Origin of the sequence: Actinoplanes sp. HUAS TT8, from assembly GCF_051380535.1 — a bacterium.
Classification (GTDB): domain Bacteria; phylum Actinomycetota; class Actinomycetes; order Mycobacteriales; family Micromonosporaceae; genus Actinoplanes.
On sequence record NZ_CP195646.1, the window covers coordinates 1414068 to 1430526 of the forward strand.

Genomic DNA, 16459 nt, shown 5'->3' on the forward strand with positions numbered 1-16459 from the left:
CAAGCAACAGAGGGGTTGGTCGTCGATGAGACTTCCCGTTATTTCGCCGGATGAGATGTCCCCGCGGCAGCGGGAGGTGGCCGGACGCATCGCCGGCCGCCGGGGCGCCGTGCGGGGACCGTTCCGTGTGTGGTTGCAGAGCCCCGAGCTCTGCGACCGGGTGGAGTCGCTCGGCGCGTTCCTCCGGTTCGACTCCAGCCTGCCGCTGCGTCTGCGGGAGTTGTCGCTGCTCATCGCCGCTCGCCATTTCGACGCGCAGTACTCCTGGAACGCGCACGTCGAAAAGGCGATTCAGGAAGGCATTCCGTACGAGGCGGTCCGCGCGATCGCCGAGCGCCGGGAGCCATCCTTCGTGAACGAGGAGGACACCGCGTTCTACGAGTTCTGCACGGAGCTGCTGCGGAACCACTTCATCGCGCCGGAGACGTACAAAAAAGCGCAGGCCTTCTTCGGCGACCAGGGGCTGGTCGACACGGTCGGCTCGCTCGGCAACTTCAGCATGCTGGCGATGTGCCTGAACGCGTTCGAGGTGGACCTGCAGGCCGACCGCGAGCCGCCGTTCCCCGACATCCGTGGATACGCCCGGGTCGAGGCATGACCGCCCCGGTTCTGACCGTCCGGGACGTGACCAAGAGTTTCGGCGGCGCCGCGGCCCTGCGGGGTGTCTCGGTCGACTTCTTCCCGGGCGAGGTTCACGCCCTGATGGGGATGAACGGCGCCGGCAAGTCCACCCTGGTCCAGATCATCTGCGGGGTGCTGCACCCGGACGACGGCGCCTGCGAGATCGGCGGGGGCACGCCGCGGAACCCGCGCCAGGCCCGCAAGCTCGGCGTCTCGATCGTGCCGCAGCGCCGCGAACTGGTCATGACCCTGACCGTGGCCGAGAACATCATGCTCGGGAACCTGCCTTCCCGGGGCTCGGTGGTCCGCCGGCGGACGATCCGGGAGACCGCCGGGCAGGCGCTGCACGCGCTCGGGCTGGACATCGACGTGGACGCGGTCGCCGGCGACCTGACCGTGGCCGAGCAGACCATGGTCGAGGTGGCCCGCGAGGTGCGCCGGGGCGGCAAGGTGCTGATCCTGGACGAGCCGACCGCGTGCCTCGGCCCGGAGGCCGCCCAGCAGATCCGTGACCTGGTCGGCCGGCTGCGCGACAGCGGGGTGGCGGTGGTGTTCATCTCGCACCACATCTCCGAGGTGCTGGCCCTGGCCGACCGGATCACCGTGCTGCGCGACGGGCGGGTGACCTGGACCGGCCTCGGTAAGGAGACCGACGAGCGGGGGCTCGTGCGGGACATGGTCGGGCGGGACGTGGTGTCGCGGCGGCCGGAGCGGAACGCCGTACCCTCGCAGATCGGTCTCGACATCAAGGCGCTGCACGACGGACGCTTCCTCCAGGACTTCGATATATCCGTTAGATCCGGTGAGATCGTCGCGGTGCTCGGACCGGCCGGGGATGCGCAGTCGCGGCTCTTCGACCTGCTCTCCGGGCGGCGACGCGCCGAGCGCGGGTCGATCATCGTCGGCAAAAACACCCTCAAATCCGGAAAAATCGCGCATTCGATCAGCAGCGGCCTGCGCTGCGTCACCGGAGACCGCCGCCGACTGGGGTTGATCCCGGGCCTGACCATCGACGAGAACATCCTGCTGGCCCAGGACCGGATCGACCGCCGCAAGATGCACCGCTGGGGCCTCCTCGCCAAGCGCGCCGCCCCGCTGCGCGACAACTACCGCGTCGTCTCGCTGGTCCGCAACCCGCCGGTCGAGCAGCTCTCCGGCGGCAACCAGCAGAAGGTGCTCCTGGCGAAGTGGCTGGGCACCGGCCCGGCCGCGGTCCTGCTGGAGGACCCGACGAACGGTGTCGACGTCGCCGCCATGGCCGAGATCCACACCCTGGTCGACGCGCTGGCCGCCGAGGGTGTCGCCGTACTGCTCGCGTCCTCGTCGGCCGAGGAGGTGATGCGCCTCGCCGACCGGGTCGTGGTGGTCCGGGGCGGGCGGCGCATCGCCGAGTACGAGGTGGACGCCATCACCCGCGACGACCTGATCGCCGCCACGTTGGGGGGGACGCTGTAATGGCTGCCGACACCGCGGTCCGGCCGCTGCCGAAAGTGACGCTGCGAGGATTCCAGCATGCCGGCCTGCTCGCCGTCCTCGCCCTGATCGTCATCTACGCCGGCGTGCAGACCGACGCCTTCCTCAGCGCGAACAACCTGCTCAACGTCCTGCGTCAGGTGAGCGTCGTCGCGGTCATCGCGGCCGGGCTGACCCTGCTGATGACCGCCGGCGGCATGGACTTCTCGATGGGCGGCAACGTCGCCGTGACCACCGCGGTCGCCGCCCAGATGCTCGCGCACGGTCGGCCCACCTGGCTGACGATCCTCGCCTCGATCGGGCTGGCCGTCGTGTTCGGCCTGGTCAACGGCGCGGTGGTGACGTTCACGAGCGTGGCGCCGTTCGTGGCGACGCTGGCCACGGCGACCCTGCTGGACGGGGTGGCGCTGCTGGTGATCAACGGGATGAGCGTGTCGATCGGCGATCACCTGTCCGCGCTCGGCAACGGGCGGACGTTCGGCCTGCCCAATCTGGTCTTCGTGGCCGCACTCGTGCTCGTGCTGACCGCGCTGGTCATGCGCAGCACCACGTTCGGGCGGGACGCGTTCGCGATCGGCGGCAACGAGGACGTCGCGCGGCTGAGCGGTATCAACGTCGTACGCGACAAGCTTGTTCTCTATGGTCTCGCCGGAGCGCTCTCCGGGCTGGCCGGGATCATGCTCCTCTCCCGGCTGGCCGCCAGCAGCCCCGGCACCGGTGGCCTGCAACTGCAGCTCACGGCCGTCGCCGCGGTCGTCATCGGCGGCACGTCGCTGGCCGGCGGACGCGGCACGGTCGGCGGCACGGTCCTCGGCGTCCTGCTGCTCGGCGTGGTCGCCAACGTCCTGAACCTGCTCCAGATCTCGTCGTACTACCAGCAGATCTCGGTCGGCGCGGTGCTGCTCATCGCCGCCGTCGCCAACCTTCTCCAGCGACGCCGCTGATCTTTGCCCGCGCATCTCCGCAATTTTCGCACCCCTCGGATGGAGATATAACATGAAAAAAAGGATTTCCCGTACGGCGATAGCCGCGCTCTGCGTGATCTCCCTGGCCGCCTGCGACAAGAGCGAGGCCGCCGGTGGCGGTGACAGCGTCACCCTCGGATTCGTGAACGGCGCGACCACCGAGTTCCACACCTGCCTGGAGAAGGCGATCACCAGCGAGGCCGCGGCCGGCGGCGCCAAGGTCGTCTCGGCCAACTCGAAGCAGGACCCGGCGGCCGAGCTCAGCAACATCGAGGACATGATCTCGCGCAACGTCAGCGCCCTGATCGTGCAGACGGTGAACTCCGACGCGCTCAAGAACGACGTCGCCAAGGCCAGGTCGGCCGGCATCCCGATCTTCCTGACCTCGGTGATCACCGAGGACACCAGCGACATCCTGGGCGCCGTGGTGGTCGACCTCAAGGGCGTCGGCAAGCTCGACGCGGACTGGATCGCCCAGGACGCCGGTACCACGGCGGCCGAGGTCGGCATCATCGCCGGTGCTCCCGGCGCCGCGTCCGACCAGATGGTCGCCGGATTCACCGGCGCGCTGCCGGCCACCCTGACCGTGGTCGGCAACCAGCCGGGCATGTTCAACCGGCAGAAGGCCCAGGACGTCGCCGAGAACCTGATCCAGGCCCACCCGGACCTCAAGTACGCGTTCGTCGCCAACGAGGACATGGCGTTCGGCGCCTACCAGGCGTTCCAGGCGGCCGGCAAGGACGTCAGGATCGTGACCGTCAACGGGACCGACGAGGGTCTGGCCGCGGTCAAGGACGGCACGTTCGCCGCGACCGTGGCCAACTCGGCCAACGACATGGGCCAGTTGGCCGTGAAGAACGCGCTCGCCCTGCTCAAGTCCGGCAGCGGCGCCACGAAGATCGCGAACGTGCCCATCGCGCTCATCACCAAGGACAACCTGGACAAGGCGCCGCAGTACTGCCTGAAGGGCTGACGGCCGTACCGATCGTGGGGGAGCGGGGCCCCGTTCCCCCACGGATTTGCTGGAGGATCCATGGATCGCATTCTGGTCATGCGCAGTTTCGTGACGGTCGCGAAGGTCGGCAGTTTCAGCGGCGCCGCCAAACAGCTCGGCACCTCCGGGTCGCTGATCTCCCGGCACGTCGCCGACCTGGAGAAACAGCTCGGCGTCCACCTGGTCAACCGCACCGCGCGCTCGGTCAGCCTGACCGAGCCGGGCGTGCGGTACAGCGAGTTCGCGCAGCGCATCCTCGACGAGATCGACGCCGAGGACGCGAAGATCGCCGAGGCGCACGACCGCCCCGAGGGCCCGCTGTCGATCATCTGTCCCAAGTGGATCGGGGGGATGGACCTCGGTGACGCGATCGCCGAGTTCGCGGTCAGCCATCCGAGGATCGCCGTGCGGTACGAGCTCGGCGGCATGTCCGACCGCACGTACGACTTCCTCGACTCGGGCTTCGACGTCGCGTTCCACACCCGCGACCTGCGCGACTCCAGCGTCCGGCTCAAACGCATCGCGTCGCTGCCGTTCGTGCTCTGCGCGTCGCCCGGCTACGTCGAGAGGCACGGCCTGCTCACCGACCCCAACGACCTGGGCGACCACGACTGCCTGGTGCACGTCAACGACCCGGTCTGGCGGATCGGGCACGGCCACGCCAGCACGCTGCACAAGATCCGCAACATCGCGTTCCAGTCCAACTCGTACATCGCGCTGCTGAAGGCGGCCGTGCACGGGCGCGGCATCGCGTTGCTGCCCAGCCGGTCGGCCTACGACGATCTGGTCGACGGCCGGCTACGGGTGCTGCTGCCCGAGCTGCCGGTGCCGAGCCGTTCGCTGTACGCCATCTACGGCCCGTCGGCTCAGGTGCCCCGCAAGGTCGAGGTGTTCCTGGGCTTCCTCACGAAATGGTTCGCCGAGAATCCACTCCCGGTATTCGAGCAATGAAGGCTTGCGAATTTCGTGGGGTCGGGCGACGGAACGCGCTCCTAGGATCGATTTCGGCACACGAGAAAGGCAGGCGACGGTGGGAGTCCAGCGCATCGAGTCGGTGATTTACACCGTCGACGATCTCGCCACTAACGTTCGATTCTTCGATGATTTCGGCCTCACGCTGGAATCGGCCGACGACGTGACCGCGGTGTTCCGCACCCGGATCGGCCAGTCCCTGGTCCTGCACGCGGGCGACCGGGCCGATCTGCCACCGGCGGTCGAGCGGGGGCCGACCGCGCGGGAGATCGTCTGGGGCGTCGACACCGTTGACGAGTTGGTGCGGCTGTCGGCCAGGATCGGCGCCTCTCGCAGCGAGGACGGCGTCTTCCGCACAGTGGATCGGACAGGGTTCGGGGTCGGTCTGACGATAGCCGGCATCTCCGATTTTTCGCCCGGGCCGCCGCGGCCGGCGAACACGTCCGGCGCGGTCACGCGCGTCAACCAGGCCCTGAGCTCGGTCGGCCGGGTCCGCCCGATCCGGATGTGCCACGTCGCGCTGAACATCCCCAAGGCCGGCCAGGAGGAGGCCGTCGCGTTCTACGTCGACGGACTGGAGTTCATCCCGACCGACGTGGTCAAGCCGATGGGCACGTTCATGCGCGTCGAGGGCGACGCCGACCAGCACAACTTCCTGCTCTGCCACCGGCCCGACAAGGCCGGGATCAACCACGTCTCGTACGAGGTGGCCGGCTTCGACGACGTCATCGAGGGCGGCAACCACATGATCGAGAAGGGCTGGCCGGAGGCCCGCAAGCTCGGCCGGCACACGGTCGGCTCGAACGTCTTCCGCTTCGTCCACGCCCCCTGCGGCGGACGCGTGGAACTCGCCGCCGACATGGACCGGATCGACGACACGTACGGCACCCGCGTGCACGAGACCACGCCGCCGCACCACATCTGGACCCTGCGTAGTTCCCGGGAGACCTCATGACGGATCTGTCCCTCTACATCGACGGCGAGTGGGTGGCCACGGCGGACACCGCGCCGGTCCTCAACCCGGCGACCGAGGAGGTGATCGCCCGGGTCGCGCTGGCCACCACCGAGCACCTCGACCGGGCCATCGCCGCGGCCGAGAAGGGCTTCGCAGTCTGGAAGTCCGCCGACCGCACCTCAATCCTGCTCAAGGCCGCCGCGCTGCTCACCGAAAGGGCCGACCGCATTGGCCGCGTGATGACCCTTGAGCAGGGAAAACCGTTCGCGGAGGCGCGCGGCGAGGTCCTGCGCGTGGCCGGCGCGCTGCGCTGGGACGCCGAGGACGCCCGCCGCGCCTACGGCCGGATCATCCCCTCGGCCGCCGACACGGTGCTGAGCGTGCGCCAGGAACCGATCGGCCCGGTCGCCGCGTTCACCCCGTGGAACTTCCCGGCCGGCTCCCCGATGCGCAAGATGGCCGGCGCCCTCGCGGCCGGCTGCTCGATCGTCATCAAGGCGTCCGAGGAGACCCCGGGCACCGCCGTCGAACTGGTCCGCTGCTTCGCCGACGCCGGACTCCCGCCCGGCGTGCTCAACCTGGTCTTCGGCGACCCGGCCGAGGTGTCGAAGCACCTGATCGCCGACCCGCGGATCCGCCTGGTCGCCTTCACCGGCTCGATCCCGGTCGGCAAACTGCTGGCCGCGCAGGCCGGCGCCGCGATGAAACCGTCCCTGATGGAGCTCGGCGGCCACGCCCCGGTGATCGTCGCCGCCGACGCCGACCCGGTGCAGGCCGCCCGCAAGGCGGTCTTCGCCAAGTTCGTCAACGCGGGCCAGGTCTGCACGTCACCCAGCCGCTTCCTCGTGCACTCCTCCCTGTACGACGCGTTCGTGGCGGCGTTCGTCGAGGCCACCGACCGGGTGGTGGTCGGCGACGGCCTGGACGAGGGTGTGACCATGGGGCCCCTGGCCAACCCGCGCCGGCTCAAGGCGATGGAGGAGCTGGTGGCCGACGCGGTCAGCCGCGGCGCCACGGTCGAGCGCGGCGGCGGGCGCCTGGACCGGCCCGGATTCTTCTTCGCGCCGACCGTTCTCACCGGCGTCCCGGAGGACGCGCGCGTGATGGTCGAGGAACCGTTCGGGCCGATCGCGCCGATCGTCGCCGTCGACGATCTCGACGACGCCCTGCGGATCGCCAATTCTCTGCCGTACGGGCTCGCCGCCTACGGATTCACCCGGTCGTCGGCGACCGCCGAGAAGCTGATCCGCGGTTTCGAGGCCGGCATCCTGTCGATCAACCACTGTGGTGGGTCGGTGCCCGAGGCGCCCTCGGGCGGCGTGAAGTCCAGCGGTTTCGGCCGCGAGGGCGGGCCCGAGGGCCTGGACGCCTACCTGGTCACCAAGCGCGTCTCGCACCTGCTGGTGGACTGAGATGCGCTACAGCCGGATCAACCTGCACGGGCGGGCGGTCTTCGCGGAGATCGCCGACGGCCTGGCGCACGTCCTCGACGGCGACCCCCTCTCCGGGCCGGCGCATCGGACAGGAAGCCGTGTGCCGACGGCGAGTGTCGACTTCCTGCCGCCGGTCGTCCCCGGCGTCTTCTACGCGGTCGGCTACAACTACCGCTCGCACGTCGAGCACTACGGTGCCCGGGCCCCCGAGCGCCCCGAGGTCGGCTACCGCGCCAACAACGCCCTGACCGGTCACCGTTCGCCGATCGTCCGGCCGGCCGGGGTGACGGGTCGCTTCGAGGCCGAGGGTGAAGTGGTCGCGGTCATCGGTCGTACGCTCAAAAAGGCTTCCAGGAACGAGGCCCAGGAATCGATTTTCGGCTGGACGATCGGGAACGACGTCTCGGCCCGCGAATGGCAGCACGCCGACCGCACGTTCTGGCGCAGCAAGAACAGCGACACGTTCAAGCCGATGGGCCCCTGGATCGAGACCGGCGTCGATCCCCTCGCGCAGACCACCACGGTCCGGGTCGACGGCACGGTGAAAGCCCGGTTCGCCACCGGCGACATGATTTTCGACCCGTTCGATTTCATCGTCGAGACCAGCAAATACATCACCCTGCGCCCCGGCGACGTGCTCTGGATGGGCGCCGACAGCAACGTCCAGCTGGAACCGGGCCGCACGGTCGAGATCGAGATCAGCGGCATCGGCACGTTGTCGAACCCCGTCCTGGAGGAAAAATGAGCAACGCCCCGAAATACATCCACCACGTGAACTTCCCGACCACCGATCCCGAACGCACCAAGGAGTGGTACTCCAAGGTCTTCGGCCTCAAGGCGATCACGCCGAAGAGCAACACCAGGGTGGTCCTGATGACCCGGGGCAATTTCGACCTGCACTTCACGCCGGTCGAGGAGATGGACCGGATGGCGCCGTACCACTTCGCCATCGAAGTCGAGGACTGGGACGGCTTCCTGAAGCACCTCGCCGACCTGGGCATCCGGCACACCCGGCCGATCGAGCGGCCGGAGAACCAGTCGAAATTCTGCTACATCCACGACCCCGACCACACCATGATCGAACTGGTCTTCCACGGAAAGCGGCCCGCCTGATGCCCTTCACCACCTCCCCCGACGGGGCCAGGATCTACTACGAGCGTCACGGCGACGGCCCCGCGATCCTCTTCGTGCACGGGTCCGGCGGGCACCACGCGGCCTGGTGGCAGCAGGTCACCGCGCTGCGCGACCGCTACACGGTGGTCACCGTCGACCTGCGCGGCTTCGGCCGGTCCGACTCCTCGATGCCGGAGTTCGACGGGCAGGACTTCCCCGGTGACCTGATCGCCGTCCTCGACGCCGAGGACCTGCGCGACGTGCTGCTGGTCGGCCAGTCGATCGGCTCGGTCGCCGCGCTGCGCGCCGCCCTCCAACGCCCCGACCGGGTGGCCGGTGTCGCCCTCGGCCACTCGCTCGGCGGCCTCGACCACCCGGAACTCTCCGAGCTGGTCGCGGCCGACCGGGCCGAAGCGGTCACACTGCCGGTGATCGACCGGCTGATGAGCAAGAAGTTCCAGGCCGAGGAGCCCGCGAAGACGTTCCTCTTCCAGCAGATGGGCACGTTCAACGTGGCCAAGATGGCCGACCTGCGCAACCTGTCGACCGGCGGGCCGACCATCGAGGAGATCGTCGCCTCGGGCGTTCAGCTCTGGTTCCTGGCCGGCGAGACCGACGCGGTCCTCAGCGTCGCGACCGTGAAGCGTGCGCACGAACTGGTCAAGGGCTCGCACCTGTCGATCGTGCCGGGCGCCCCGCACTCCATGTACTGGGAGTCGCCCGACCTCTACAACGCCGCCGTCGCGGAGATCCGGGAGGCCCTCGTATGACCAGGTTGACTCTGGCCGAGGCAGAAGAAATTCTTGCGGGTACGTTGCGGCGCGGCACCGGCCTGGGCAAAGCGCTCAGCGTCGCGATCGTCGACGCCGGCGGCCACCTGATCTCGGTCAAGCGCTCGGACGGCGCCCGCGCGCTGACCCCGAGCATCGCGATCGCCAAGGCCTACAGCTCGGCGATCATGGAACGGCCCACGAACATGCTCTACGACTGGGCCACCAGCAACCCCGGCTTCTTCGCCCAGCTCTCGACCATGGCCGCGCACCCGATCGTGGCCACCGAGGGCGGCGTGACGATCAAGCGCGACGGGGAGATCCTCGGCGGACTCGGCGTCTCCGGCGGCACGCCGGCCGAGGACCAGAAGGTCTGCGAGGAGGTGCTGACCGAGCTCGGCTACGAGCTGACGTTCGCAGCCTGGGGGAAGAACCGTGGCTGACACCTTCAAGTTCCGCATCGACCACCACGGCAGCCTGGTCCGCCCGCCCGAACTGCTCGCCGCCCGCGCCGCCGACGCACCCGACCGGCGCGCGATCGAGGACGCGGCGATCGCCGAGGCCGTGCGCCGGCAGCGCCGGATCAGCCTGACCGTGGTCACCGACGGCGAGTTCCGGCGGGCCGACTTCCGCAGCGTGATCCTCGACGCGGTCGACGGGTTCGACCGCGGCGAGCTGAAGCCGCACCGGTCGCCGGTCGCCGAGGACGCGGCCGCGCTGACCACGTTGACCCGGATCCCGGCCAAGGCCACGCTGCCGTCACCGGCCTGTCTCGCGGCCGAGCTGTACACGCCCGGCGGCGCCTGGGGGAGTGCCCGCGAGCTGGGCCTGGCTCTCGCGAAGATCATCAACGACGAGATCGCGGCGATCATCGCCCGGGGCGTTCGCTATGTCCAGATCGACAATCCGGGCTACACCGGGCCGTTGACCGGTTCGGCGGCGGAAACCCTGTCGCTGGACGACGCGATCGAGATCGATGCGCTGGCCGTCACCCTGAAGGACAAGCCTTTCAACGTACGTATCGGATTGTGTCCCGTTCTTTCCGCGCCGGAGATCGTGCCCGCCGTGGCGGAGAAGCTGTTCGCGGAGATCCCCGTCGACCGCTGGAGTCTTCCGTTCGACAAGGGCACCCCGGGTGAGATCGCCCTGCTCCGGGCCGTCCCCGCGGACCGGGACGTCTGCCTCGGCATCGTCGACCCCACGATCGCCGAGCTGGAGGACATCGACACGATCATGGATCGGATGGACGTCGCCGGTGCCATCCGCGACCTGGAGGACGTCGCGGTCAGCCCGAGCGCCGGTTTCTCCCCGACCGCCGGCGGCGCCACGATCGGCGTCGAGGACCAGTGGCGCAAGCTGATCCACGTCGAGACCATCGCCCGCATGTGCTGGGGCAACGAGCTCTGACCTCGGGCCGGCCTTTGGTAAGGCCGGCCCGACAACTACAGGACCTCGGCGAACGTGACCTGACGAGCGGTCAGCAGCGGCCGCACGATTTCCACGATGTACTCGGCGAAATGGTCACTCGCCGCGTGCGCGTCGAATCCGGCCCGGTCCGCGTACACCTCGTACAGCAGGAATCCGTCCTCGGTCCGGTGCACCACGTACTCGAGGTTCCCGGGCTCCTCCCGGGTGTGCTCGCGCATCTTCAGCAGTGAATCCCGGATCAGCGACGCGTCCGACGGCTCGCACCGGTAGTGCGCGAAGACGGCGTATGCCACGAGCTTCCTCCCACGGTTTGTCAGTGCGGAGATTCCAGCAAAGAAATGGATGCGCCGGGCGCAACCAATGCATCCGCCGCAGCGCATGGTCCCACCCATTCGACGGTTCTTAACATTCGCGATACCAAGCGTTCTGGAGGGGTGGAGATGTCCGTTCGCACCATGGAGACCCTGGCCGGGGGCCGGTGGATCGGCGCCGAGAGCTGGGTCGACGTCTTCGACCCGAGTGACGTGCGAGCGCCTTTCGTCCGCGTCCCGGCGCTGACCGCCGAGCAGGTCACCGAGATCTACACGGCCGCCGAGGCCGGTTTCCAGGTCTGGCGGGCGACCTCGGCGATCGAGCGCTCGAAGATCCTCACCAAGGCGTCGGTGCTGCTGCGGGTGCGGGCGGCCGAGATCGCCGAGGCGATCACCCGGGAGAACGGCAAGACCCCGGCCGAGGCGCGCGGCGAGGCCGAGAAGGTCGCCGACTTCTTCGAGTACTACGCGGCGGCCGGCCGGGAGGAGTACGGCGGGCTGATCCACGACGCCCGCCCGGACACCCGGGCCGGTTACCAGCGCGAACCGCTCGGCGTGGTCCTGGCCGTCACCCCGTGGAACGACCCGATGATCACCCCGGCCCGCAAGCTCGCCCCGGCCCTGGCCGCCGGCAACGCGGTCGTGCTCAAGCCGGCCACCGAGACGCCGACGTCGGCGCTGCACCTGGCCCGGGCGCTGCACGACGCGGGTGTCCCGGCCGGCGTGGTCAACGTCGTCACCGGCCGTACGTCGGAAATCTCTGATGCTCTTCTCGACGACCCCCGGATCGCGGCGGTCACGTTCACCGGCGGCAACGAGGTCGGCGAGGCACTACGGGCGCGGCTGGCCGCGCGAGGCGTGCGGTTCCAGTCCGAGCTCGGCGGCAAGAACGCGTCGGTCGTCCTGGCCGACGCGCGGCTGGACCGGGCCGCGACCGCGGTCGTCGCCGCGTCGTTCGGGCAGGCCGGGCAGCGCTGCACCGCGACCAGCCGGGTGCTGGTGGATCGCGCGGTCCACGACGACTTCCTGGCCCGGCTGCGCGCGAAGGTGGCCGAACTGACGACCGGGCCGCTGGTCAGCAAGACGCATCAGAGCAGCGTGCTCGCGCACATCGCGGGCGCGGTCGAGCAGGGCGCCCGGGTCGAGCTGGGCGGCACCGAGGTGCCCGGCCACGGCTGCGGGGTCGAGCCGACGATCCTGGTCGACGTCACGCCGGACATGGACGTGTGGCGCGACGAGGTTTTCGGGCCGGTCATCGCCGTACGTCGAATCGATGGTCTTGATGAGGCGATCGAGGCGGTGAACGACTCACGGTTCGGGCTCGCCGCGGCCGTCTTCACCGAGAGCCTTGCGGCGGCGCACCGTTTCATCGCCGACGCCGATTGTGGACAGATCGCCGTCAACACCACGACGAGTGGCTGGGACGTGCATCAGCCGTTCGGTGGCTTCCGCGACTCCGGCTCGCCTTTCAAGGAGCAGGGCGCCGAGGCGGTGCGGTTCTATACCAAGGTCAAGACGTTCGCCGTCCACTTCGGCTGAACGCGCGACCTAGCGAAAGAGGCGGGACATTGATGGCTGACGAGACCATCGGCATCGTCGGGGCGGGCATCGTCGGGCTGGCGATCGGCCGGGAGATCACCCTCCGGCGACCGGGTACCCGGGTCGTGGTGCTGGAGAAGGAGAACGACGTCGCACTGCACCAGACCGGGCACAACTCCGGGGTGGTGCACGCCGGCATCTACTACACGCCGGGCAGCCTGAAAGCGGAACTCTGCACGCGCGGGCGGTCGCTGCTCAAGGAGTACTGCCAGGAACGGCAGATCGCCTACGACGAATGCGGCAAACTTGTCGTCGCGGTGCGGGCCGACGAGTTGGGGCGGCTCGACAATCTGGAGAAACGGGCGCGGGAGAACGCCGTACCCGGATTGCGTCGTGTCGATCCCGCCGGGATCCGTGAGATCGAGCCGCATGCCGCCGGGCTGGCCGCGCTGCATTCCCCGGAAACCGCGATCACCGATTTCCCCGGCGTCGCCCGCGCCTTCGCCGACGACATCATCGCGGCCGGGGGAGAGGTCCGTTTCGGCTGGCCGGTCGACGGGATCACCGACCGGTCCGGTCGCACCGAAGTCACCTCGGGGGAGAACCGGCTGGTCGTGGACCGGTTGATCATCTGCGCCGGGATCTATTCGGATCGGGTTGCCAGGCTGGCCGGCGATCAGCAAGAGCCGATCATCATCCCGTTCCGGGGCGAATACATGCGAGTCAACGACGATAAGGCGGACATGGTCCGCGGCATGATCTACCCGGTTCCGGACCCGCGCTACCCCTTCCTCGGCGTGCATTTCACGCGCCGCGTGACCGGGATCGTGGAGGTCGGCCCGAACGCGGTGCTCGCCACCGCGAAAGAGGGCTACAAGCGCTCGAACTTCTCCGTTCCGGACCTCGCCGCGCTCGCCGCGTGGCCGGGCGCCTGGCGGATGGCGAAACAGCACTGGCGCACCGGTGTCAAAGAGGTGCGCGGCTCACTGTCCAAGAGCCGTTACATGGCCGAGGCGATGCAGTACGTCCCGGAGATCGGCGCGGCCGACGTGGTCCGGGCCGGGGCGGGCGTGCGGGCCCAGGCACTCGACCGCGACGGCAGTCTCGTCGACGACTTCCGCATTCACCGGATGGGTCCGATCACGGCCGTCCGGAATGCGCCCTCACCGGCGGCGACGTCCTCTCTGGCGATCGCCGGGCACGTGGTCGGCGCGGTATTCGACTGACGCATTCATGCAAGAACCGATTGCACGCTACGGACTCCGCACCACCGGATTTGTTCCCTAGCGTCTTTCACAACCGGCTCGAAAGGAAACTCATATGTTCGTCGTCGACTCCCAGGTGCACATCTGGAAGGAAGAGACCCCGGACCGGCCCTGGGTTCCGGGCGCTCGCGAGCGGATCCGGCTCAACGGCCACCGGGAGGACCCCTTCTCGTACGAGGAGTGCCTGGCGCTGATGGACGAGGCCGGCGTCAACCGCGCCTTGATCCTGCCGCCGTCCTGGGAGGGCGACCGCATCGACTACGCGCTGGAGGCGTGCGAGGCCCACCCCGACCGGTTCGGGATCATGGCGCGGATCCCGCAGAACAAGCCGGTCGAGGGCGCGGCCATGCTGCGGGACTTCGCGCAGAACCCGTACATCAAGGGCACCCGCCTGACCTTCCACCGGCCGATCGACCGCAACTGGATGATCGACGGCACCAACGACTGGTACTGGCCGCTGGCCGAGGAGCTGAGCATCCCGACCATGGTGCACGCCCCGATCTGGAAGGCCGAGCTGGGCGCGATCGCCGGCCGGCACCCCGGCCTGAAGATCATCATCGACCACATGGGGATCATGGCCCGCTGCGTCGACGACGCCATCGGCTACTGGGTGTCGGAGACCGCCGAGCTGCACAGATACCCGAACATCTACGTGAAGGTGTCGGCGCTGCCCGGTTACTCGACGCAGCCGTTCCCGAACCTGAACATCGAGAAGTACGTCCGTGAGATGGTGGACAAGATGGGCCCGGAACGCTGCTTCTGGGGCACCGACATCACCCGCCTGCTGGGCCACGGCCTCAGCTACGTGGAGACCATCGAGCAGTTCACCAAGCACTACGACCTCACCGCCGAAGAGCTTGAGTGGATCATGGGCCGGGGCATCTGCGAGGTCCTCGGCTGGCCGATCACGCCGAACCCGACCGGGAACTGACATGGCCTCACACTCCGATGGCGGCGACGCGGTCATCAGCGCGTTCAACGCGGTCGGGGCGGACTACATCTTCTCCTCACCGGGGTCCGAATGGGCCCCGGTGTGGGAGTCGCTGGCCCGCCGCCACCGCGACGGACTGCCCTGCCCCCGGTACCTGGACCTGCTTCACGAGACCGTCGCGGTCGGGATGGCCACCGGGTACGCCCTGGTCACCCGCCGCGCCCAGGGTGTTCTCCTGCACGCCGGCCCGGGCCTGCTCCAGGGCTCGATGGCGATCCACGGCGCCCTGCTGGCCGGCGCGCCCATGGTGGTGGCCTCCTCCGAATCCATCACGTACGGCGACGGGCCGGGCCCCGACCCGGGCGGCCAGTGGTACCGCAACCTGTCGGTGGTCGGCGGCCCGCACATGATGGCCGCACCGTTCACCACATGGTCGTCGCAGGCGGCCAGCGTCCACACGCTGCCCACCATGATCACCCGGGCCTTCGAAATGGCCGGGCGCTCGCCGGCCGGCCCGGTCTACCTGAACATCCCCCTGGAGGTGCTGCTCGACCCGTGGGAAGCCGGGGAGCTCAAGCCGGTCGCGCCGCGAGGCACCACGGTCAGCACCGCCGAGGACATGCAGGCCGTTCTGTCGCTCCTGGCCGACGCGGCAAATCCGGTGATCATCACCGAGACGACCGGCCGTGAACCCGGCGGGCTGGAAGCGCTCGTCGAATTCGCCGAGACGCTGCGCATCCCGGTCGTCGAACCCAACTCGGCGGTCTGCGCGAACTTCCCGCGCGACCACGAACTGCACGTCGGCGGCGACATCGCACCGTTCGTCGACACCGCCGACGTGATCATCCTGCTCAACTGCCGCGCGCCGTTCTACCCGCCGTCGCGCCGGCCGGCCCACGCCAAGATCGTCGTGATCGACGAGCAGCCGCAGCGGCCGCACATCGTCTACCAGGTCCTCAACGCCGATCACTACCTTGAGGGCGGGGTTGCGGCGACGCTGCGGGAGCTTGCGGTTCGATTCACAGAGCAAGGCTTTCCCGTACGGCCGTCGGACCCGTCCCGCCACGACGCGGAGATCGCGGCGGTTGCTGCTGCCGAGGAACGCTTTTTTGATGGTGCGGCGATCGACCCGGTTCTGGTGGTGGCTTCGCTGCGCTCGGCTCTGGGCGATGATGCGATCGTGGTCGACGAGACGATCACGCACAGCCGCGTCGTCCAGCGCCACCTGCAGGCGACCCGGCCCGACTCGTACTTCTACGTGCAGGGCGGTCTCGGCCAGGGCATCGCGGTCGCGCTCGGCGTGAAACTGGCGGCCCCGTCCGCCCTCGTCGCGCTGACCATCGGCGACGGCGCGTTCCTCTACAACCCGATCGTCCAGTCCCTGCAGGCCGCCCGGGCCAACCGGCTCCCGCTGCTGATCGTGGTCTTCAACAACACCGAATACCGGTCGATGAAGATGAACCACCTGCGCTTCTACCCGCAGGGCGCGGCCGTCGACACCGGCGAGTTCCTCGGCCACGACCTCGCCGACCAGCCCGACCTGGCCTCGTTCGCCGAACCGTTCGGCATGCACGGCGAGACCGTCGCCGCCCCGGCCGAACTGCGGCCCGCCCTGGAACGGGCGCTCAAGGCCGTACGGTCCGGCACCACCGCGATCCTCAACGTCCGCGTCTCCCGTTAGGACCCCCG

17 protein-coding genes are annotated in these 16459 nt (G+C 69.1%); 16 read left to right on the forward strand and 1 reads right to left on the reverse strand.

Translation table 11 applies throughout. The annotated features are described in order from the left end of the window. The first annotated feature begins 25 nt into the window (after positions 1-25). From ACSHV8_RS06255 to ACSHV8_RS06310, 12 genes are all read left to right on the forward strand, one after another. Complete coding sequence (locus ACSHV8_RS06255; protein WP_436530271.1) at positions 26-598, forward strand: carboxymuconolactone decarboxylase family protein; 573 nt, start codon at positions 26-28, stop codon at positions 596-598. A 26-nt stretch (positions 599-624) separates the two neighbouring features. After that, positions 625-2076 carry a sugar ABC transporter ATP-binding protein gene (locus ACSHV8_RS06260; protein WP_436530273.1) on the forward strand — a complete coding sequence of 484 codons (1452 nt, stop codon included), beginning with the start codon at positions 625-627 and terminating at the stop codon, positions 2074-2076. After that, positions 2076-3038 (forward strand): ABC transporter permease, encoded by a 963-nt coding sequence (locus ACSHV8_RS06265; protein WP_436530275.1) that lies wholly within the window; start codon positions 2076-2078, stop codon positions 3036-3038. Before ACSHV8_RS06260 ends, ACSHV8_RS06265 begins: the two co-directional genes overlap by 1 nt. Positions 3039-3090: 52 nt before the next feature. Beyond that, the gene (locus ACSHV8_RS06270; protein WP_436530277.1) at positions 3091-4032 is read left to right on the forward strand and encodes a sugar ABC transporter substrate-binding protein; all 942 of its coding nucleotides are present in this window, start codon (positions 3091-3093) and stop codon (positions 4030-4032) included. 60 nt (positions 4033-4092) lie between these two features. Beyond that, complete coding sequence (locus ACSHV8_RS06275) at positions 4093-5004, forward strand: LysR family transcriptional regulator (protein WP_436530279.1); 912 nt, start codon at positions 4093-4095, stop codon at positions 5002-5004. Between the two features lie 79 nt (positions 5005-5083). Continuing rightward, positions 5084-5980 carry a VOC family protein gene (locus ACSHV8_RS06280; protein ID WP_436530281.1) on the forward strand — a complete coding sequence of 299 codons (897 nt, stop codon included), beginning with the start codon at positions 5084-5086 and terminating at the stop codon, positions 5978-5980. Next, complete coding sequence (locus ACSHV8_RS06285) at positions 5977-7392, forward strand: NAD-dependent succinate-semialdehyde dehydrogenase (RefSeq protein WP_436530285.1); 1416 nt, start codon at positions 5977-5979, stop codon at positions 7390-7392. The genes ACSHV8_RS06280 and ACSHV8_RS06285 overlap by 4 nt, the downstream gene beginning before the upstream one ends. Before the next feature lies 1 nt (position 7393). Next, complete coding sequence (locus ACSHV8_RS06290) at positions 7394-8158, forward strand: fumarylacetoacetate hydrolase family protein (protein ID WP_436530287.1); 765 nt, start codon at positions 7394-7396, stop codon at positions 8156-8158. After that, positions 8155-8526, forward strand: coding sequence for a VOC family protein (locus tag ACSHV8_RS06295; protein ID WP_436530288.1), 372 nt, complete (start codon positions 8155-8157; stop codon positions 8524-8526). Before ACSHV8_RS06290 ends, ACSHV8_RS06295 begins: the two co-directional genes overlap by 4 nt. Further along, positions 8526-9296, forward strand: a complete 771-nt coding sequence (locus tag ACSHV8_RS06300) for an alpha/beta fold hydrolase (RefSeq protein ID WP_436530290.1) — start codon at positions 8526-8528, stop codon at positions 9294-9296. Before ACSHV8_RS06295 ends, ACSHV8_RS06300 begins: the two co-directional genes overlap by 1 nt. Further along, positions 9293-9739 (forward strand): GlcG/HbpS family heme-binding protein, encoded by a 447-nt coding sequence (locus ACSHV8_RS06305; RefSeq protein WP_436530292.1) that lies wholly within the window; start codon positions 9293-9295, stop codon positions 9737-9739. Before ACSHV8_RS06300 ends, ACSHV8_RS06305 begins: the two co-directional genes overlap by 4 nt. Next, positions 9732-10703 carry a hypothetical protein gene (locus ACSHV8_RS06310; RefSeq protein ID WP_436530294.1) on the forward strand — a complete coding sequence of 324 codons (972 nt, stop codon included), beginning with the start codon at positions 9732-9734 and terminating at the stop codon, positions 10701-10703. The genes ACSHV8_RS06305 and ACSHV8_RS06310 overlap by 8 nt, the downstream gene beginning before the upstream one ends. A 35-nt stretch (positions 10704-10738) precedes the next feature. Here ACSHV8_RS06310 and ACSHV8_RS06315 read toward each other — a convergent pair whose 3' ends face one another. After that, on the reverse strand, positions 10739-11017 hold the full coding sequence (locus ACSHV8_RS06315) for a putative quinol monooxygenase (protein WP_436530296.1): 279 nt from the start codon (positions 11015-11017) through the stop codon (positions 10739-10741). Positions 11018-11164: 147 nt separating this feature from the next. Here ACSHV8_RS06315 and ACSHV8_RS06320 point away from each other — a divergent pair, with 147 nt between their 5' ends. The 4 genes from ACSHV8_RS06320 (at position 11165) to ACSHV8_RS06335 (ending at position 16451) form a co-directional block, all read left to right on the forward strand. Further along, the gene (locus ACSHV8_RS06320) at positions 11165-12574 is read left to right on the forward strand and encodes an aldehyde dehydrogenase family protein (protein ID WP_436530298.1); all 1410 of its coding nucleotides are present in this window, start codon (positions 11165-11167) and stop codon (positions 12572-12574) included. A gap of 32 nt (positions 12575-12606) precedes the next feature. Beyond that, the gene (gene lhgO, locus ACSHV8_RS06325; protein WP_436530299.1) at positions 12607-13800 is read left to right on the forward strand and encodes an L-2-hydroxyglutarate oxidase; all 1194 of its coding nucleotides are present in this window, start codon (positions 12607-12609) and stop codon (positions 13798-13800) included. A 94-nt stretch (positions 13801-13894) separates the two neighbouring features. Beyond that, entirely contained in the window at positions 13895-14770 is an 876-nt protein-coding gene (locus ACSHV8_RS06330) for an amidohydrolase family protein (protein WP_436530301.1), read from the forward strand. A gap of 1 nt (position 14771) precedes the next feature. After that, positions 14772-16451, forward strand: a complete 1680-nt coding sequence (locus ACSHV8_RS06335) for a thiamine pyrophosphate-dependent enzyme (protein WP_436530303.1) — start codon at positions 14772-14774, stop codon at positions 16449-16451. Positions 16452-16459: the final 8 nt, after the last annotated feature.